Annotated in this window: 18 protein-coding genes; 11 read left to right on the top strand and 7 right to left on the bottom strand. The window is 72.8% G+C overall.

What is annotated here, in order from left to right; translation table 11 throughout:
• Positions 1-30: 30 nt before the first annotated feature.
• On the bottom strand, positions 31-1,428 hold the full coding sequence (locus ADK41_RS18665) for a DUF6421 family protein (RefSeq protein WP_030822631.1): 1,398 nt from the start codon (positions 1,426-1,428) through the stop codon (positions 31-33).
• Between the two features lie 252 nt (positions 1,429-1,680).
• On the opposite strand from ADK41_RS18665, the gene ADK41_RS18660 reads away from it, so the two are divergent.
• Positions 1,681-2,364 (top strand): glycerophosphodiester phosphodiesterase, encoded by a 684-nt coding sequence (locus ADK41_RS18660; RefSeq protein ID WP_030822629.1) that lies wholly within the window; start codon positions 1,681-1,683, stop codon positions 2,362-2,364.
• Positions 2,365-2,368: 4 nt separating this feature from the next.
• Here ADK41_RS18660 and ADK41_RS18655 read toward each other — a convergent pair whose 3' ends face one another.
• On the bottom strand, positions 2,369-2,911 hold the full coding sequence (locus ADK41_RS18655) for a GNAT family N-acetyltransferase (RefSeq protein WP_030822626.1): 543 nt from the start codon (positions 2,909-2,911) through the stop codon (positions 2,369-2,371).
• 82 nt (positions 2,912-2,993) lie between these two features.
• Between ADK41_RS18655 and ADK41_RS18650 the strand changes: the two genes are divergently transcribed.
• Positions 2,994-3,395 carry a VOC family protein gene (locus ADK41_RS18650; protein ID WP_030822623.1) on the top strand — a complete coding sequence of 134 codons (402 nt, stop codon included), beginning with the start codon at positions 2,994-2,996 and terminating at the stop codon, positions 3,393-3,395.
• Positions 3,396-3,473: 78 nt separating this feature from the next.
• Positions 3,474-4,238 carry a VOC family protein gene (locus ADK41_RS18645; protein WP_030822620.1) on the top strand — a complete coding sequence of 255 codons (765 nt, stop codon included), beginning with the start codon at positions 3,474-3,476 and terminating at the stop codon, positions 4,236-4,238.
• A gap of 22 nt (positions 4,239-4,260) precedes the next feature.
• On the opposite strand, the gene ADK41_RS18640 is transcribed toward ADK41_RS18645, so the two are convergent.
• The gene (locus ADK41_RS18640) at positions 4,261-4,842 is read right to left on the bottom strand and encodes a MarR family winged helix-turn-helix transcriptional regulator (RefSeq protein WP_030822618.1); all 582 of its coding nucleotides are present in this window, start codon (positions 4,840-4,842) and stop codon (positions 4,261-4,263) included.
• Positions 4,839-6,518, bottom strand: coding sequence for an FUSC family protein (locus ADK41_RS18635; RefSeq protein ID WP_030822615.1), 1,680 nt, complete (start codon positions 6,516-6,518; stop codon positions 4,839-4,841). Before ADK41_RS18635 ends, ADK41_RS18640 begins: the two co-directional genes overlap by 4 nt.
• A gap of 159 nt (positions 6,519-6,677) precedes the next feature.
• Between ADK41_RS18635 and ADK41_RS18630 the strand changes: the two genes are divergently transcribed.
• The 4 genes from ADK41_RS18630 (at position 6,678) to ADK41_RS18615 (ending at position 10,226) form a co-directional block, all read left to right on the top strand.
• Positions 6,678-7,226, top strand: coding sequence for a DUF5134 domain-containing protein (locus tag ADK41_RS18630; RefSeq protein ID WP_030822612.1), 549 nt, complete (start codon positions 6,678-6,680; stop codon positions 7,224-7,226).
• A 104-nt stretch (positions 7,227-7,330) separates the two neighbouring features.
• Entirely contained in the window at positions 7,331-8,266 is a 936-nt protein-coding gene (locus ADK41_RS18625; protein ID WP_030822609.1) for a M56 family metallopeptidase, read from the top strand.
• Positions 8,267-8,691: 425 nt separating this feature from the next.
• Positions 8,692-9,372, top strand: coding sequence for a phosphatase PAP2 family protein (locus ADK41_RS18620; protein ID WP_030822606.1), 681 nt, complete (start codon positions 8,692-8,694; stop codon positions 9,370-9,372).
• A 176-nt stretch (positions 9,373-9,548) separates the two neighbouring features.
• Positions 9,549-10,226, top strand: a complete 678-nt coding sequence (locus ADK41_RS18615) for a TetR/AcrR family transcriptional regulator (RefSeq protein WP_030822603.1) — start codon at positions 9,549-9,551, stop codon at positions 10,224-10,226.
• On the opposite strand, the gene ADK41_RS18610 is transcribed toward ADK41_RS18615, so the two are convergent.
• The gene (locus ADK41_RS18610; protein WP_030822600.1) at positions 10,214-11,716 is read right to left on the bottom strand and encodes an LVIVD repeat-containing protein; all 1,503 of its coding nucleotides are present in this window, start codon (positions 11,714-11,716) and stop codon (positions 10,214-10,216) included. The two genes, ADK41_RS18615 and ADK41_RS18610, sit on opposite strands and share 13 nt — an antisense overlap.
• Before the next feature lie 192 nt (positions 11,717-11,908).
• Here ADK41_RS18610 and ADK41_RS18605 point away from each other — a divergent pair, with 192 nt between their 5' ends.
• Complete coding sequence (locus tag ADK41_RS18605) at positions 11,909-12,571, top strand: DUF305 domain-containing protein (protein WP_030822597.1); 663 nt, start codon at positions 11,909-11,911, stop codon at positions 12,569-12,571.
• 45 nt (positions 12,572-12,616) lie between these two features.
• Here ADK41_RS18605 and ADK41_RS18600 read toward each other — a convergent pair whose 3' ends face one another.
• Positions 12,617-13,084, bottom strand: coding sequence for a DUF6214 family protein (locus ADK41_RS18600; protein ID WP_030822594.1), 468 nt, complete (start codon positions 13,082-13,084; stop codon positions 12,617-12,619).
• A 200-nt stretch (positions 13,085-13,284) separates the two neighbouring features.
• On the opposite strand from ADK41_RS18600, the gene ADK41_RS18595 reads away from it, so the two are divergent.
• Positions 13,285-14,628, top strand: a complete 1,344-nt coding sequence (locus ADK41_RS18595; protein ID WP_030822592.1) for an FAD-dependent oxidoreductase — start codon at positions 13,285-13,287, stop codon at positions 14,626-14,628.
• Positions 14,629-14,669: 41 nt separating this feature from the next.
• On the opposite strand, the gene ADK41_RS18590 is transcribed toward ADK41_RS18595, so the two are convergent.
• Positions 14,670-15,029, bottom strand: a complete 360-nt coding sequence (locus tag ADK41_RS18590; RefSeq protein ID WP_030822589.1) for an ArsR/SmtB family transcription factor — start codon at positions 15,027-15,029, stop codon at positions 14,670-14,672.
• A gap of 124 nt (positions 15,030-15,153) precedes the next feature.
• Between ADK41_RS18590 and ADK41_RS18585 the strand changes: the two genes are divergently transcribed.
• Together ADK41_RS18585 and ADK41_RS18580 are read left to right on the top strand one after the other, a co-directional pair.
• The gene (locus tag ADK41_RS18585) at positions 15,154-16,233 is read left to right on the top strand and encodes an NADH:flavin oxidoreductase/NADH oxidase (protein ID WP_030822586.1); all 1,080 of its coding nucleotides are present in this window, start codon (positions 15,154-15,156) and stop codon (positions 16,231-16,233) included.
• Between the two features lie 237 nt (positions 16,234-16,470).
• On the top strand, positions 16,471-17,268 hold the full coding sequence (locus tag ADK41_RS18580) for a pectate lyase (RefSeq protein ID WP_030822583.1): 798 nt from the start codon (positions 16,471-16,473) through the stop codon (positions 17,266-17,268).
• Positions 17,269-17,325 lie beyond the last annotated feature (57 nt).

The raw sequence follows: 17,325 nt of genomic DNA, 5'->3' as shown, positions 1-17,325 counted from the left end.
CCTCCTGAGCAGTTGTGGACCCGCGATCGCTCACGCGGCGACCCGCTCGGCACCGTCCGCCGTGATGCCCCGAGTGGAGGCGATCACGTTCTTCAGCTTCTTGGAGAGTGCCTCATAGAACATGCTCAGCGGAAACTCGTCCGCGAGCACCTCGTCCACGAGTTTGCGCGGCGGCAGCGTCAGGTCGAGGGCGTCGGGGCCCTTGGCCCACGTGGAGCCCGGGTGCGGGGAGAGGTAGGTGGAGACCAGCTCGTACCCGGCGAACCAGTGGACGAGCTTGGGGCGGTCGATGCCGTCGCGGTACAGCGTCTCGATCTCGGCGCACAGCTGGTTGGTGATCTGCGGGGCGCGCTCCCAGTCGATGGAGAGCTTGTTGTCGGTCCAGCGGACGACGTCGTGCTTGTGCAGGTAGGCGAAGAGCAGCTGGCCGCCGAGGCCGTCGTAGTTGCGCACGCGCTCGCCGGTGACCGGGAAGCGGAACATCCGGTCGAAGAGCACCGCGACCTGGACGTCGCGGGCCTGCGGGACGCCGTCGCCGGCCAGCTTCACGGCCTCCTTGAAGGCGGTGAGGTCGCAGCGCAGCTCCTCCAGGCCGTACATCCAGAACGGCTGGCGCTGCTTGATCATGAACGGGTCGAACGGCAGGTCGCCGTGGCTGTGGGTGCGGTCGTGGACCATGTCCCAGAGCACGAACGCCTCTTCGCAGCGCTTCTGGTCGTGCACCATCGCGGCGACGTCCTCGGGCAGCTCCAGGCCCAGGATGTCCACGGCGGCCTCGGTGACGCGGCGGAAGCGGGCGGCCTCGCGGTCGCAGAAGATGCCGCCCCAGGTGAACCGCTCGGGGGCCTCCCGCACGGCGATCGTCTCGGGGAAGAGGACCGCGGAGTTGGTGTCGTAGCCCGAGGTGAAGTCCTCGAAGGTGATGCCGCAGAACAGCGGGTTGTCGTAGCGGGTGCGCTCCAGCTCGGCCAGCCAGTCGGGCCAGACCATGCGCAGCACGACCGCCTCGAGGTTGCGGTCCGGATTGCCGTTCTGCGTGTACATCGGGAAGACGACCAGATGCTGGAGGCCGTCCGCGCGGCTCGCGGCCGGCTGGAAGGCCAGCAGCGAGTCGAGGAAGTCGGGCACCTCGAAGCCGCCCTCGGCCCAGCGGCCCAGGTCCTTCGCCAGGGCCTCGTGATAGGCGCGGTCGTGCGGGAGCAGGGGGGAGAGCTCCTCGACGGCGCCGATCACGGCGCGCACCGCGCGCTCGGCGTCGGCGCGCACCGGGGCTCCGTCGGCGTCGAAGTCGATCGAGCCGTCCTTGGACTGCCAGGGCCGGATCCGCTCCACGGCATCCTTGAGCACGGGCCATGCCGGGTGCTCCACCACCCTGGTCGCCGAAGGAACCTGCCCCTCAGCACCCACCTGCACAAGAATTTCCGTCATGTCCCATCCTCCACAGGAGAACCTCGCGTAAGCAGACCGTATACATATGAGGTTTCTCCCAGCAAGGGGAGCCTCGGGAAATTATCCTGCTCCACCCCTACACTCACCGCATTTTTTCCTGCAAAACATCGGTGCGGCGACAGTGCCCACGATCCCGGTTCAACCTCTGGACGCGGCGGGCACAGGCGATACGGTCCAGGAGGGCCGTAGGGACGCGGTCCCCCGCCGCCGTCGACGGAAGCGAGTCGGATCTTGAACTTCCTCACCATCGGTCACCGCGGAGTCATGGGCGTCGAACCCGAGAACACCCTCCGGTCCTTCGTCGCCGCCCAGGAAGCGGGCCTCGACGTCATCGAACTCGATCTGCACCTGAGCAAGGACGGCGCGCTCGTCGTCATGCACGACACGGAGGTGGACCGCACCACGGACGGCACGGGCGCGATCGCCGACAAGACCCTCGCCGAGCTGCGCGCCCTGGACGCCGGGCGGGGCGAGCGGATTCCCGTCCTCGAGGAGGTGCTCGACGCCGTCCGGACGCCGCTGCAGGCCGAGATCAAGGACGTCCGGGCGGCGCGGGCGCTGGCCGAGGTGATGAACGGGCGGGGCCTGGCCGGCCGGGTCGAGGTGTCCTCGTTCCACGACGAGGCCGTCGCGGAGATCGCCCGCCTGGTGCCGGGGGTGCGTACGGCGCTCATCGCGAGCCGCTACGACACCGGCATCGTGGACCGGGCGGTCGGGGCGGGCGCATCCACCGTCTGCCTCAACATCCGCCGGCTCACCCTGGAGACCGTGGAGCGGGCGCGGAAGGCCGGGCTGCGGATCATCGGCTGGGTGGTGAACACCCAGGACCACCTCAGACTGGTCCGGGCCCTGGGGCTCGACGGCGCCACCACCGACTACCCGGAGATCAAGCGCACCGGCCGCTTCACGGCGTGAGCCGTCAGACCAGCTCCTTCACCAGCAGCTCGAACTCCAGGTCGTCCCGCTGCGGGATGCCGAAGCGCTCGTCGCCGTACGGGAAGGGCGTCGTCTCCCCCGTACGGCGGTAGCCGCGCCGCTCGTACCAGGCGATCAGGTCCTCGCGCACGGAGATCACCGTCATGTGCATCTCGGTCACCCCCCAGGTCTCGCGGGCCTGACGCTCCGCCTCCGCGATGATCGTCCTGCCCAGTCCGGCGCCCTGGAGGGCGGGACTGACCGCGAACATCCCGAAGTAGGCGTGCGCGCCGCGGTGTTCCAGCTGGCAGCAGGCGACCACGCGGCCGGCGCGCTCCACCGCGAGCAGCCGGCTGTCCGGAGCCTTGATGACCTCCCGCACCCCCTCCGGGTCGGTCCGCTGCCCCTGGAGGATGTCCGCCTCGGTGGTCCACCCGGCCCGGCTGGACTCGCCCCGGTACGCCGACTGGATCAGCGCGACGAGGGCGTCCACGTCGGCGTCGGTCGCGTCGCGGAAGGTCAGTGCGGTGTCGGTGGCGGATTCCATGGGCACGTCTCCGGTTCGTCTGGGCGCCTTCCGGCGTGGCTCGGGCGGGAACGAGACTAACCCGGCCACTACGCTCGGCCGCATGGTGCATGTACTGAGCAGCCGCGTCCTGCTCCGCCCCACCGATCCCGACCGCTCCCGCGCCTTCTACGGGGAGCGGCTGGGCCTCGCCGTCCACCGTGAGTTCGGCACCGGACCGGAACGCGGCACCGTCTACTTCCTCGGCGGGGGGTTCCTGGAGCTCTCGGGCCGCGCGGACCCCTCGGCGTCGTCCTCGTCCCCGGACGTACGGCTGTGGCTCCAGGTCGAGGACATCGCGGTCGCGCACGAGGAACTGGCGGCCAAGGGTGTCGACATCGTCCGTCCGCCGGTGCTGGAGCCGTGGGGCCTGCTCGAGATGTGGATCGCCGACCCGGACGGCACACCGATCGTGCTGGTCGAGATCCCGGCCGAGCACCCGCTGCGCCACCGGCCGGGCATCTAGGCGGCATCGGCCGGTTTCGCGCCGGATGGCCGGGGCCGGGGGCCGGGCTTGGCGTGCCGGGGGGACGGAAGGAGCGTCATGGAACAGTCCGCGCCGGTGACCGGTGGGCTCTGCTGGGCCGAGTTGGGGACCACCGATCCGGAGTCCGCCCGGCGGTTCTACACGCGGTTGTTCGGCTGGCGTCCCGAGACGGACCCGCGTCAGGAGTCGGGCGGCCACACCGTCGCGTACCTGGGTGACGCGGCGGTCGCCGCGCTGGCGCCGCTGTACCAGGAGGGGCAGCCGGTGGCCTGGAACGTGTCGTTCGCGGTGGCCGACATCGATGCCGCCCTCCGTGCGGTGGGGGCGGCGGGCGGGCAGGCGCTGCTCGGCCCGACGGACGTGTTCGACGCGGGCCGTTCCGCGGTGGCCGTCGACCCCACCGGCGCCGTCTTCCAGCTGTGGCAGGCGGATGCCTTCCCGGGCGCCGGGGTGTTCGACGTGCCCGGATCCCTGGGCTGGGTGGAGCTGATGACGCGGGCGCCGCGGCAGGCCGTGTCGTTCTACACCGGCGTGTTCGGCTGGAGCGTGGACGCCTCCCGGCGGTACCCGCGGTGGGGCGTCGACGGCGCGGCCTTCGGCGGCATGGTGACGATGGACGAGAAGTTCCCGCACGAGGTGCCCGCGCACTGGCTGCCGTACTTCGCCGTGGAGGACGTGGACGACGCCGCGGTGACGACCACGACGGTGGAGGGCACGGTGCTGATGGAGCCCGTCTCGCACCCGGAGGGGCCGCGCATCGCGGTGCTCCGCGACCCGCAGGGGGCGATGTTCGGCGTGTACCGGGCGGCGGACGGGAGGTGAGCCGGGGACGGGCCGTCGGCCGTCACGCCCGCAGCGCGCCCAGGCGTCCTTCCAGCCGGCCGAGCAGCTCGCTGAGCAGGGCGGCGAGCTCGCCGCGTTCCGGGCCGTCCAGACCGGACAGCACGGCGGTCTCGTAGGCGAGCTGCGCGGGCAGGACGCCGTCGACCAGGTCGCGTCCGGCGTCGGTGAGACGGACGTGGGCGACCCGGCGGTCGCGGGTGTCGCCGCGCCGTTCCACCAGCCCGCGTTCGCCGAGCTGCTTGAGACGTTTGGTGACGGCGGCGCCCGAGGAGAAGGTTTCGCGGGCCAGCTCGCCGGGTGTCAGCTCGTGGCCGGTGCGGCGCAGCGCGCCCAGCAGGTCGAACTCCGGGCGGGTCAGCCCCTCCCGGCGCAGCGGGGCGTCCTCCGCCTGCTGGAGGAGGGCGGCGCAGCGGTTGATGCGGCCGATGACCTCCATGGGGCCGGTGTCGAGGCCGGGATGGACGGCCCGCCACTGCCGGACGACGGCGGCGACGGTGTCGTCCCGCGAGCGTCCGGGCGCGTCCCCGCCGGTCGTCGCCGGCGCCCCGCCGTCGGCCGCCCCTGGTCCTTCGGTCGCCGTCATGGCCGCGCGTCCTCCGTGTTCGTGCCCGTGCCGGGGTCCGGGAGCAGTCCCAGGCGTCGTACCGTCGCCGCGAGCGTACGGTGTCCCGCCTGCTCGACGAGCACGACCCTCTCCTGGGGCAGGGCGCGCTGCCACCACTCGCCGGACGCGGCGTCGGCGGTGGCCCGCAGGTCGACCAGGGCGGCGGCCAGGCCGCGGCGGGCGGCGTCCAGGGCCGCGGGCGCGGCCTGCGGGTCGGCCAGCAGGCGGGCAGCGCCCTCACGGGCACGGCCGACGGTGGTGAGCGCCCCCTCGACACGGCTTCCCGCCCTGCGGTTGGTGACCACCATGGCCGCGGCGAATCCGACCAGGGCCCCGACGAGGGTGTCCACGACGCGGTCGGCGACCAGCTCTCCGGTCGGCTGGTGGCCGGGGAACTCGGTGACGAGCAGGGCGAGGGGGGTCACGCAGACGCTGCCGAGCCAGTAGTTGCGGCTGATGAACGCCTCGGCGCCGAAGTTGAAGGCGAGGCAGCACAGGACGAGGGCGAGCGGGCCGAGGTGGGCGACCGGGGCGACGGCGGCGAAGATCAGGACGCCGACGAGGTTGCCGACGACGCGCTGGACGGTACGGCCCCAGGTGAGGGTGATGTTGGCCTGGTAGAGCGAGGCGGCGGTGACCAGGGCCCAGTAGGGGCGGCCGACGCCGAGAGCCAGGGAGGCGTAGCCGGCGAGCGCGCAGCCGAGCGCGGTGCGGACGGCGATCGGGGTGAGCGGTCCGAGCCCGCTCCACAGGGAGCGCGGCGCGACGGCGCGTTCCGCGGCCACGCCCAGGAGTTCGTCGGCGCCCGCGCGGGGGTCGTCGGGGCGCGGGACCGGGCCGGTGCCGCGCAGGTCGCGGGCCCAGCCGCGCAGACGCGCGGGGGCGACGTCGGCCGGCGCGGCGAGCGCGACCTCGGCGCGGATCACGAGTCGTTCGAGCCCCCGGCGGGCGGCCGAAGGACGGTTCCCCGCGGCCGACAGCGACTGCCACGCGGCCCGGACGGCGGCGTAGGCGTCGGCACGGGCGCGCGGGTGCTCCTCTCCGGCGCCCGCCGTCTCGGCGTACGCCGCGGCGGACCTCAGGGCCTGGGCGGTGGCCCGGCGCTCCGGGCCGTGCGGCCGGAGCAGCACGGGCGCCATGCCGACCAGCCAGGCCCACACGCCCGCCACGGCGGCGAGCGCGAGGTGACCGGGGACCTGCCCGAGGGTCTGGGGCATGAACAACGCGGCGGAGCTGACGAAGATGAGGATCACATGGCCGGGCGGGCCGATGCGGGTTGCGTCGCACAGCGCCTTCTGCGCGGCGGCCAGGACGGAGCCGACGGCGACCAGGACGACGGCGTTCGTGGTGAGCGAGGCGGCGACCAGGGCCACGGCTAGGCCGGCGAGCATGCCGAGCACCACCCACACCAGCGCCTTGGCCCGGGCGGCGTACGGGCGGTTGTGGGCGTAGAGGGCGCACAGGGATCCCGCCATGGTGTACATCGCGAGGTCGAGCCGGCCGAGGGCCACCAGGAGCAGATTGGGCGGTGCGACCGCGGCGACCACGCTGAGGGCGGGCTTGAACCAGATGTCGGAGGGCCGCCCGAGGCGCAACGGGGCGGCGAGCGGGAGACGCCGGACGGCCTGCGGGGTGGTGGGGGTGGTACTGCGCATGAAGAACAACCTTAGCAGGTGTTTTACTCGTAAAAAATATGGGGCCGCCCTGCCGCGCTCCCCCGGGCGCTCCCCCCGCACTTCCGTGCGCTCGGGTGTCCACCGCCGGGGCCGGGCATGCCATGACCGACCGTCGAGCGGGCCGAGGGGGAGGTTCGGGTGCACGGACCGGCGTCGTCCGGCTGGCTGCTGGTCGCGCTCTGCGCGACGACCGGCGCCTACTGTCTGCTGCGCATGCGCAGCCATGTGGCGGAGCAGCGCCGCGCCGCGGGCGGCGAGGCGCTCATGGGTTTCGGCATGGCCGTGATGGCCGTGCCCGCGGCGGTGTTCACCCCGCCGGCGTGGGCCTGGCCGGCCCTCGCGGTGGTGTTCGGCGCGGCCGGGCTGCACGCGTTGTGGGCGGCCCGCACCGGCGTGCGGCACCTGCACCATCTGGTGGGCGCCGGGGCGATGGTGTACATGGCGGTGGCCATGGCCGCCTCCACCGGGAAGGGGCACGGGCACGGCGGTGCGGGCGTCCCCCTGCTGACCGGGTCCCTGCTGCTCTACTTCGTCGCGTACGTGCTCGCCACCGGTGTACGGCTGGTGCCCGTGGCCGCCGTGGCGGGGGGCGGCCGGGAGACCGGCTGGGGCGACCGGCCGGAGCTGGCGCGGGCCTGCCGGCTGTCCATGGGGATCGCGATGGTGGCGATGCTGCTGACGATGTGAGGGCGGGCCGCGCGGTGCGGCGGCGACCGCGCGGGACCGTTGGCTGCGTCACTCCGGTCCGTTCGGCCGTGTCCTCGGGCGGCCCGCGCTCATAGGCTGCACGCATGATCCTCCCCGCGGTCCTGCTGCTGCTCGGTGTCCTGGCCGCTGTCCTGGGTCCCCGGCTGCTCGCCCGGGCCGACTGGCCGGACCGTGAACCGGTGGTGGCGCTGTGGGCGTGGCAGTGCGTGATCGCGGCGGTGCTGCTGTGCTGCGCGCTGTCGATGACGTTCAGCGCGGCGGCCGCCTGGCGGGCGGTGGGCGGCCAGGTGTTCGCCGCCGCGCCCCGTGCGGTCGTGGAGGCGTACGCGCTCGGCACGGCCGGGCTCTGGGCGCAGACCACCGCGGTGGCACTGGCGTGCGGCGGGCTGTGGAGCGCGGCGATGCTGGTGCGGGAGGTCGTACGGGCCCGCGCCCGGCGCCGGACGCGCCGCGCCGAACTGCGGGTACGGGTCCCGCTGCTGCCCGGGGAGCAGCCGGGCTCCGACCGGCTCGTGGTCCTGGAGGGCGAGCGGCCCGACGCCTGGTGGCTGCCCGGTACCCCGCCCCGGCTGGTGGTCACCACGGCCGCGTTGCGCCGGCTGAAGGGCAGGCAGCTGGACGCCGTCCTCGCCCACGAGCGGGGGCACGCCCGGGCCCGGCACGACTGGCTGCTGCACTGCTCCTCCGCGCTGGCGGGCGGTTTCCCGCAGGTTCCGGTGTTCGCGGCGTTCCGCGACGAGATGCACCGGCTGGTCGAACTCGCCGCCGACGATGTGGCGTCCCGCCGGTTCGGCCGGCTGACCACGGCTCTCGCCCTGGTGGAACTCAACGAGCACCGCGGTGTGTTCGGCCCCTGCCCGGCCCCGCAGGCCCAGGTACCGGCCCGGGTGCGTCGGCTGCTCACTCCCCCGGACCGGCTCACCGCGGGGCGCCGGCTGCGGCTCACGGCGGTGGCGTCGCTGGTTCCGGTGATCCCGGTACTGGTGGCGTTCGTGCCGGGACTGCGGGCGCTCGGCTGACCCGCGTCCGCCGGGGCGCGCCGGGACGGCGCCGGAGCGGGCCGACGGCCCGGGGAGGACCGGCAGGATCCGGAGGGGCCCGTACACGAACGGGGAACGGGCAGGCGCGGAAAGGGCGGACACGAGGGCGCACGGACCGGAGGGCACGGGCCCGACCCGAAGAGGGCCGGACACGGGCCCGGGGAGCGGGCGGGCCCCGGGGGCCCGAGCGGACCCGGAAAGAGCGGACACAGGTCCGGGAGGGACCCGCGCGAGCCCGGAAAAGGCGGACACAGGTCCAGGAAGGACCCGCGCGAGCCGGGGAAGGACTGCGCGAGCCGGGGAAGGGCAGACGCATGTCCTGAAAGGGGCTGACACGGGCCCGGAAAAGCCCGGCGGGGACGGGGTACTGGCACCGGACGCCGGCGTTCAGCAAGGATCGCCTCATGCACACCCCCCACGCCGCATCCCCGCCCAGGCCGCCGGGGCACCGCCCGGCCGCCCTGCTCACCGGAGCGCTCGCGCTGTGCTCGGCGCTGTTGCTGACGCTGGTCGGCGTCGAGTGGCGTCCGCTGCTCGAGCTGGACGCCGACATCGCCCGGACCACTCACCGCTGGGCGGTCGAGGAGCGAGGGCTGACGCAGACGTCCCGCGTGCTGACGGACTGGGTCTGGGATCCGTGGACGATGCGGGTGCTGTGCGGGGTGGCGGCGGTGCTGCTGGTCCGGCGGTACGCGGACTCGTGGACGGCGCTCTGGCTGGTGCTGACGGTCGCCGTCGGAACGGCGGTGCAGCAGGGGCTGAAGGCCGCGCTGGACCGCGCCCGCCCGGTCTGGCCCGACCCGGTGGACTCCGCGCACTACGCGGCGTTCCCGTCGGGGCACGCCATGACCGCGACGATCGTCTGCGGCCTGCTGCTGTGGCTGCTGCACCGCCACGGGGCGGGCCGCGCCCTGTGGCGCACGGCGCTGGCCGTGGCGGCCCTCTCGGTGACCGGCGTCGGCCTCACCCGGGTCTGGCTCGGCGTCCACTGGCCGACGGACGTCCTCGGCGGCTGGCTGATCGGCGCCCTGGTGGTCGTCGTGGCCGTGGGAATCCACCGGCGGCGCCGTCCGGCGCACCGGTGAGCCCGGCGCCCCGGAGCTGACGGCCCGAGGCCGCTCTCCCCGTGTCCGAGACCGTTCACCTCGGGCGATCCCCCGCGTCGCCCGAGGTGAACGGCACCCCGGAAAGGCCCGCCAAGGGGCCTGACCGGACGCGCTGAGTATAGTTGGCTGGCAGCCAGTCAACGCAGGAGTCCAGCATGTCCCCGCGCAGCGCCCTGGTCAATGAAGAGTTGCGGAGGCGTTCGAAGGAGCGGCTTCTGCACGCCGCCGTGGAGTTGGTCGACGAGCACGGGTACGAGGCGACGACGCTGGGCGACATCGCCGACCGGGCGGGCTCCGCGCGGGGCCTGGTGTCGTACTACTTCCCGGGAAAACGCCAGCTGGTGCAGTCCGCCGTGCACCGGCTGATGCACCGCACCCTGGAGGAGGCCCTGGAGCGGGAGCCGCGCACCGAGGACGGCCGGGAGCGGATGGCACGGGCCATCGACGCGATCCTGGGCCTGGCGCGGGACCGGCCGGTGCTGATGCGTCAGCACATGGCCGGACTGCTGCAGGCCGAGGGGTTCCTGCCCTGCCCCGAGCAGCGGCGGCTGGCCGAGCTGCTGGGCGACACCGTCGCCCGGCACGGCTCCCACGACGTCGACGCGGACTATCCGATGCTGCGCGCCCTGCTGATGGGCGCCGTGTACGCGGCCCTGATGCCGGGCGCGCCCATGCCGGTCCCGGTGCTGCGCGCGGAGCTGTTCAAGCGCTACCGGCTCGACTGGGAGATGGGCGTCCCGCCGGACACCGAGGTGCCCGGCGGGACGTGCGGGAAGGACCGGACGGACATGTCCCGGTTCTTCGCCACGGAGCCGGACGCTCAGTCGAAGTAGTCCGGCTGGGTCTGCACGTTGAGCTCACGCAGGTGGACCCGGCGGGCCGGGTCCGTGCGCCGGTCGTCGATCCTCAGGACGTCGAAGCCCTTGGCGATGTCGTTCGAGTAGATGTAGCCGTTGTAGTAGTACGCCGACCAGGAGCCGCCGGTGAGGAGCTGCTCCGTGCTCAGCGGACCGCGCTCGAAGTAGGCGATCTCCTTCGGCTTCGAGGAGTCGGTGAAGTCCCAGACGGAGACGCCGCCCTGGTACCAGGCCTGGACCATCAGGTCCTTGCCCTTGACCGGGATCAGCGAGCCGTTGTGGGCCACGCAGTTCTCGGTGTCCGCCTGGTGGCGGGGGATCTTGAAGTAGCTGCGGAAGACCAGCTTCTGCCGGTCGCCCTTGCCGACGATGTCGTAGATGCCGTCCGCGCCGCGGTTCGGGCCGGTCTCCGCGTTGCAGGTGGCGCCGCCACCGCCGCCCAGCTCGTCGGTGAAGACGACCTTGTCCGCCTTCTGGTTGAAGGTCGCCGAGTGCCAGAACGCGAAGTTGACGTTGTCCTGTACCCGGTCGATCACCTTGGGCCGCTCGGGATCCTTGATGGAGAACAGGATGCCGTCGCCCATGCAGGCGCCGGCGGCCAGGTCCTTCGACGGCAGCACGGTGAGGTCGTGGCAGCCGGTGGTCTTGGAGACACCCGGGTTGGTGGGAGCGCCGGGGTTGCCGCCGCCGTCCGGGCCCTCACCCGGGAACAGCACCGGGAAGCCGACCAGCGCCGCCTCGTGCGGGGCCTTGCGCGGCACCTTGATCACCGAGATGCCGTCGTGCGGCGGCCGGCAGTCGGGGTAGGCCGCGTTCGGCGAGTACGACGAGACGTAGATGTAGACGTTCTTGCGCTCGGGCACCAGCGTGTGGGTGTGCGAGCCGCAGGCGGTCTCGACGGCGGCGACGTAGCGCGGGTTGCGCTTGTCGCTGATGTCGAAGACCTTCATGCCCTCCCATGAGGACTTCTCGGTCGCCGGCTGCGTGGTGCTGTTGCAACTGCTGTCGCTGCGCGAGGAGTCGGTGGACAGGAACAGCAGGTCGCCGGAGACGGAGATGTCGTTCTGCGAGCCGGGGCACAGCACCTGGGCCACCGTCTTCGGCGCCTTCGGGTCGCTGATGTCGAAGATGCGGAAGCCGTCGTAGTTGCCGGCGAAGGCGTACCGGCCCTGGAAGGCCAGGTCCGAATTGATGCCGGGCAGCGCGTCCTTGGGGACGTGGGCCACGTGCCGGATGTTGTCGGAGTGGACGACCTCGTCCTGGCCGGGTATCTCGCCGCTCCGGATGGCCTCGCGCGCCTCGGCCTGGGCGCTGCGCGAGACCTCCTTCCCGGCGGCGGGCGAGTCCCCGGGGTCGGGGATCGCCGCGGCCGGCGCGGCGGTGAGCAGTGCGGCCAGCAGTCCACCGGCCGCCGCGGCAACTCCCAGGCGTCTGCGCCGGTTTCGGGAAACGTTCAACAGGATCACTGTTTTCCTCCCTGGTTCCGTTCACCTCGGAACGGTTTTCGCACCGGCAGTATCGTCGTGGACATGCACATACCAACAGGGGGGCAACACACGTGCAATGAAGTTTTTCGATCACTGTCGCGCGGAAGCGTGCTAGGACGGTCGTCGACACTCACGAGGTGTTCTGCAACCTGCCGGCTACAGGAGGTCCTTGTGCACTACCGCCGTGCGTCACACGTGTCCGTCGCCGCGGCCGGGCTGACCGCCCTGGTCGTACTCGGGCTCGTGGGCTGCGACTCCGGCACGGACGGGACCGGGTCGGCCGCCGGGGGCGGGCCTTCGGTCATCGCGCCGGGTGAGCCCGGGGAGGCCAACCGGACCCTGTCGGCCGAGGAGGCCCGACGGCAGCGCGTCGAGGACGACTCCCCCAACTCGGCGGACGTGTCCTACGCGCGGATGATGATCCGGCACCACGCGCAGGCCCTGGAGATGGCCGAACTGGTGCCGGACCGCGCCGAGTCGTCGAAGGTCGTCAAACTGGCCGAGCGCATCGCCGCCGCGCAGCAGCCGGAGATCAAGGCGATGCAGGGCTGGCTGAAGAGCCACGACAGGGCGGAGCGGGACGACGGGCACGGGCACGACCACGCGACGATGCCCGGGATGGCCACGCAGGCCCAGCTGAAGCAGTTGCGCGCGGCCGACGGCAAGGCCTTCGACCAGCTCTTCCTCACCCTGATGATCACGCATCACCAGGGGGCGATCACCATGTCCACCGACCTGAAGGGGCAGGGCAACAACATCCGGATGGAGGAGATGGCGGACGACGTGGTGGCCCAGCAGACCAGCGAGATCGGCCGGATGCGCGAACTGCTGTGACGGTGCGCCCCACGCGTCCTCGTGAACGGCGCCCGGCCGGGCGGCTCAGCGCCGGGCGTGCCGTGAGGGCAGCAGCCCCGCGTCGCGCGTCCGGCCGATGAGCCTGAGCGCACCGCGCCGGCTGTAGCCGGTCTCGTCCATCACGGCGAGGACCGGATCGGCTCCCCGCTCCTGCGCCGCACGGTACGCCCGCGCCACGAGACCGTGCTCCGCCGGCTCCCTCGGCCGGGCGGGCCGCTCCCGGTGCGCGCCCGGCTCGGCCCCGTCCCCGGGGTCCGGCTCGGCCTCGGCGCCACACGCCCGGGCGAGCGGCCCCTCGATCCAGTCGGCGAACAGGGGGAGGTCCTCCAGGGCCAGCGCGGGCCGGGCCCGTACGTCCTCGACGCAGACCCATCCCTCGCACACCGTCGCCAGCGCGTCGATACGGGCCCCGTCGCCGAAGGCCAGCCGCACATGGAGCCACCGCGTCGCCCGCTCCCCCTCCCGCACCTCCCACGCGGGCCACACGGACACCGCGCCCTCCACCGGAGAGCGATCAGAAAGATGAAGAAAAGATGCCTCAAGCACACACGCAACGTAACCGCGCGATCAGTTTCCCTCCGTAAGAACACGCACCACGGACGGCGGACGGCACCCTGTCAGCGGAGCGCGGGCGGTGCCATGCTGGAGACACCAGCGATCTCCTGTCGGTCCCCCGGGTGAGGAGTTCCGCCGTGCTGCGTGTCGCCGTCGTCGGTTCCGGGCCGAGCGGGTGCTACACCGCCCAGAGCCTCGTCCAGCAGGACGCCCGGGTGCGCGTGGACGTCCTGGACCGGCTGCCGTGTCCGTACGGCCTGGTCCGCTACGGCGTGGCGCCGGACCACGAGAAGATCAAGTCCCTGCAGAACACCCTCCGCGCGATCCTGGAGCACGAGCGCGTGCGCTTCCTCGGCGGGGTGCCGGTCGGGCCGGGCGGGGTGCCGGCCGGGCGGCTGCGGGAGCTGTACCACGCGGTGGTGTACTGCGTGGGCGCCGCCGCGGACCGCCGGCTGGGCATCCCGGGCGAGGAACTGCCGGGCAGCTGGTCGGCGACGGAGTTCGTGTCCTGGTACAGCGCGCATCCGGACGCCGCCGACGACGGTTTCCTGCGCGGGGTGCGGTCCGCGGTGGTCATCGGGGTGGGCAACGTCGCCGTGGACGTGACGCGCATCCTGGCCCGGGGCACGACGGAGCTGAGCCCGACCGACATGCCGCACGCGGCCCTGACCGCGCTCGCGGCCGGCCGGGTGGAGCGCATCCACATGGTGGGCCGGCGCGGCCCGTCCCAGGCCCGCTTCACCACCAAGGAGCTGCGCGAACTGGGGACCCTGCCGGAGACCGGACTCACCGTGGACCCGGCCGAGGCGGCGCGGGACCCGGCGTACACGGACCCGTCCGCGCTGCCCGCCCCGCAGCGCCGCAACGTCGAGGTGCTGCGCGGCTGGGCCGGGGCGCCCGCGCCGGGCGCCCGGCGGCTGATCCGGCTGCGCTTCTTCCTCCGCCCGGCCGAACTGGTCGCCCGGGAGGGCAGGGTGGGCGCGGCGCGCTTCGAGCGGACGGCGCCGGACGGCCACGGCGGCGTCACGGGCACGGGGCGGTTCGAGGACATCGAGGCGCAGTTGGTGCTCCGCTCGGTGGGGTATCGCGGGGTGCCGCTGGAGGGGCTGCCGTTCGACCCGGCCCGCGGCACGGTGCCGCATCTCGCCGGGCGGGTGCTGCGGGAGGGCGCCGTCGCTCCGGGCGAGTACGTGGCGGGCTGGATCAAGCGGGGCCCGACGGGCGTCATCGGCGCCAACCGGCCCTGCGCGAAGGAGACGGTGGCCTCCCTGCTGCGGGACGCGCCCTTCCTCACGGACCGCGACCTGCCCGGCGATCCGCTGGCGGCGCTGCGGGCCGAGGGCGTCGAACCGGTCGCGTGGACGGGCTGGCAGGCGATCGAGCGGGCGGAGGCCCGGCTGGGCGCCTCCCTCGGCCGGAGCATCGTCAAGCTCCCCGACTGGGAGTCCCTCCTGTCGGCGGCCCGCGGAGCGGACGAGTAGCCCCGCCCGGGACGGGAGGGGGCGCGTCCGGGCCCGGACGGTCAGGGCTCGTCGTGACGGGCGGCCTGGTGGGCGGCCGCGGCGAGCAGGGAGTCGAGCAGCCCCGGGAACAGGGCGTCCAGGTCCACCCGGCGCAGGCCGTTCATCTTGGCGGTGCCTTCATAGACCTGCCGGATCACACCGTTCTCGCGCAGCACCCGGAAGTGGTGCGTGGTGGTGGACTTGGTGACCGGCAGGTCGAAGTACGAGCAGGACAGCTCGACGCCCTCGGCGGCGAGCTCGCGGACGATCCGCAGCCGTAGGGGGTCGGAGAGCGCGTGCAGCACGCCCTCCAGCCGGATCTCCTCGCGCGCCGGGTGCGGCAGATCGCGGCTGCTGGGGGCAGGGGAGGCGGTCGTCACGGCGGCTCACCTTCGGTCCGGGGACCCTTATGGTACGAGAACCATCGTAGTTTGACACTTCCCGTACTACGAAGTCTATCGTACGAGCCGCACCCGTCCCGGCCCCCGCCGAATGGAGCCCCTCGTGAGCACGCTCTTCCAGCCGTACACCCTGCGCGACGTCACCATTCCCAACCGGGTGTGGATGCCTCCGATGTGCCAGTACTCGGCAGCGCCCGAGGGGCCCGGGGCCGGCGCGCCCGGCGACTGGCACCTCGCGCACTACGCGGCCCGCGCGGTCGGCGGCACGGGACTGATCGTCGTGGAGGCCACCGCCGTGTCGCCGGAGGGCCGGATCTCGCCGTACGACCTCGGCATCTGGAACGACACCCAGGTCGAGGCGTTCCGCCGGATCACCCGCTTCCTCGCGTCGCAGGGCACCGTCCCCGCCGTCCAGCTCGCGCACGCCGGGCGCAAGGCGTCGACCGAGCGGCCCTGGAAGGGCGGCGCACCGGTCGGGCCGGACGCCCACGGCTGGCAGCCGGTGGCGCCGAGCGCGATCGCCTTCTCCGAGCAACACCCGGTGCCGGACGAGTTGTCCGTCGACCGGATCCGTGACGTCGTCGAACAGTTCCGCGCCGCCGCGCGCCGCGCGCTCGCCGCCGGGTTCGAGATCGCCGAGATCCACGGCGCCCACGGTTACCTGATCAACGAGTTCCTGTCCCCGCACTCCAACCACCGCACCGACGCCTACGGCGGCTCGTACGAGAACCGGACGCGGTTCGCGCTCGAGGTGGTCGACGCCGTGCGCGAGGAGTGGCCGGACGACAAGCCGCTGTTCTTCCGGATCTCGGCCACGGACTGGCTGGAGGGGTCCGGCTGGACCCCGGACGACACCGTCCGCTTCGCCTCCGAACTGCACGCCCACGGCATCGACCTGCTCGACGTCTCCACCGGCGGCAACGCCTCCGGCGTCCGCATCCCGACCGGGCCCGGCTACCAGGTCCCCTTCGCCGCGCGGGTGCGCGCCGAGACGCCGATGCCGGTCGCCGCCGTGGGGCTGATCACCGACGCCGAGCAGGCGGAGAAGATCGTGGCCAACGGCGAGGCGGACGCGGTGCTCCTCGGCCGTGAACTGCTCCGCGACCCCTCATGGGCCCGGCACGCGGCCCGCGAACTGGGCGGCGAGGTCCACGTGCCGGACCAGTACCACCGCTCGGTCTGAACACCGTCCGCCACCGGTGCCGGTGACCCGGGACGCCCTCCGCGTCCCGGGTCACCGGCACCGGTTCTTTCCTGGCCGAATGTGATGTGCGCGAAACGTTGACTAGAAAGCGCTTACCCCATACCTTCCGTTCAGCAGCGTGACCCGCTCACGTCAACCGGGCGGGCTCGTTGCGCACCAATTTGAACGTCGTTCACGTACATGGCTCGTACCCCCACACACGACAGAAGGAACGACATGACTTCCGCGAAACGACCACGCGCCCGCGCGCTGACGGGCGCACTCGCCACCCTGGGTCTCTCTGTTGGCATGATCATGACCACGGGAGCATCCCCGGCGAGCGCCGCCACCTGGCCCACCGCGAACGGCAGCCAGGGCGTCTCCTCCACCATCTCCGTGTCCGGCACCAAGGACTACGGGATGAAGCGCCTGTACGGCACCGGCGACCTGGGGTCCGGCAGCCAGGACGAGGACCAGGGCCCGATCCTGGAACTGGCGGACGGCGCGGTCCTGAAGAACGTCATCCTGGGCGCCCCCGCGGCCGACGGCGTCCACTGCAAGGGCTCCTGCACGCTGCAGAACGTCTGGTGGGAGGACGTCGGCGAGGACGCCGCCACCTTCAAGGGCAAGTCCTCGGGGTCGGTCTACACCGTCAGCGGCGGCGGCGCCAAGGAAGCCAGCGACAAGGTGTTCCAGTTCAACGGGGCCGGAACGCTGAACGTGTCGAACTTCGCGGTCAAGAACTTCGGCACCTTCGTCCGCTCCTGCGGCAACTGCTCCACGCAGTACAAGCGGACGATCAACCTCAACACCATCGAGGTGACCTGGAAGGGCAGCAGGCTCGCCGGCATCAACACCAACTACGGCGACAGCGCGACCCTGCGGAACATCACGATCATCGGGGACGGCAGCAAGAAGATCGTCCCCTGCCAGAAGTACATCGGCAACAACACCGGCAAGGAGCCGAGCACCAACGGCTCCGGCCCCGACGGCACGTACTGCAAGTACGCGTCGTCCGACATCACCTACCGGTAGCCCCCCACGGGTGACGGCCGTACGAGGCGTCCCGCGCGGCGTCTCGTACGGCCGGCC

This window comes from Streptomyces caelestis (assembly GCF_001279005.1).
Lineage (GTDB): Bacteria > Actinomycetota > Actinomycetes > Streptomycetales > Streptomycetaceae > Streptomyces > Streptomyces heliomycini.
Note: the sequence above shows the minus strand (reverse complement) of the source record. Positions and strands in the feature narration are given on the sequence as shown.

Coding starts and splice junctions, on each gene's coding strand:
- ADK41_RS18665 (WP_030822631.1), bottom strand. CDS start 1,428: ATGACGGAAATTCTTGTGCAGGTGGGTGCTGAGGGGCAGGTTCCTTCG.
- ADK41_RS18640 (WP_030822618.1), bottom strand. CDS start 4,842: ATGACGGCGACCGAAGGACCAGGGGCGGCCGACGGCGGGGCGCCGGCG.
- ADK41_RS18655 (WP_030822626.1), bottom strand. CDS start 2,911: ATGGAATCCGCCACCGACACCGCACTGACCTTCCGCGACGCGACCGAC.
- ADK41_RS18615 (WP_030822603.1), top strand. CDS start 9,549: ATGTCCCCGCGCAGCGCCCTGGTCAATGAAGAGTTGCGGAGGCGTTCG.
- ADK41_RS18620 (WP_030822606.1), top strand. CDS start 8,692: ATGCACACCCCCCACGCCGCATCCCCGCCCAGGCCGCCGGGGCACCGC.
- ADK41_RS18650 (WP_030822623.1), top strand. CDS start 2,994: ATGGTGCATGTACTGAGCAGCCGCGTCCTGCTCCGCCCCACCGATCCC.
- ADK41_RS18625 (WP_030822609.1), top strand. CDS start 7,331: ATGATCCTCCCCGCGGTCCTGCTGCTGCTCGGTGTCCTGGCCGCTGTC.
- ADK41_RS18635 (WP_030822615.1), bottom strand. CDS start 6,518: ATGCGCAGTACCACCCCCACCACCCCGCAGGCCGTCCGGCGTCTCCCG.
- ADK41_RS18580 (WP_030822583.1), top strand. CDS start 16,471: ATGACTTCCGCGAAACGACCACGCGCCCGCGCGCTGACGGGCGCACTC.
- ADK41_RS18645 (WP_030822620.1), top strand. CDS start 3,474: ATGGAACAGTCCGCGCCGGTGACCGGTGGGCTCTGCTGGGCCGAGTTG.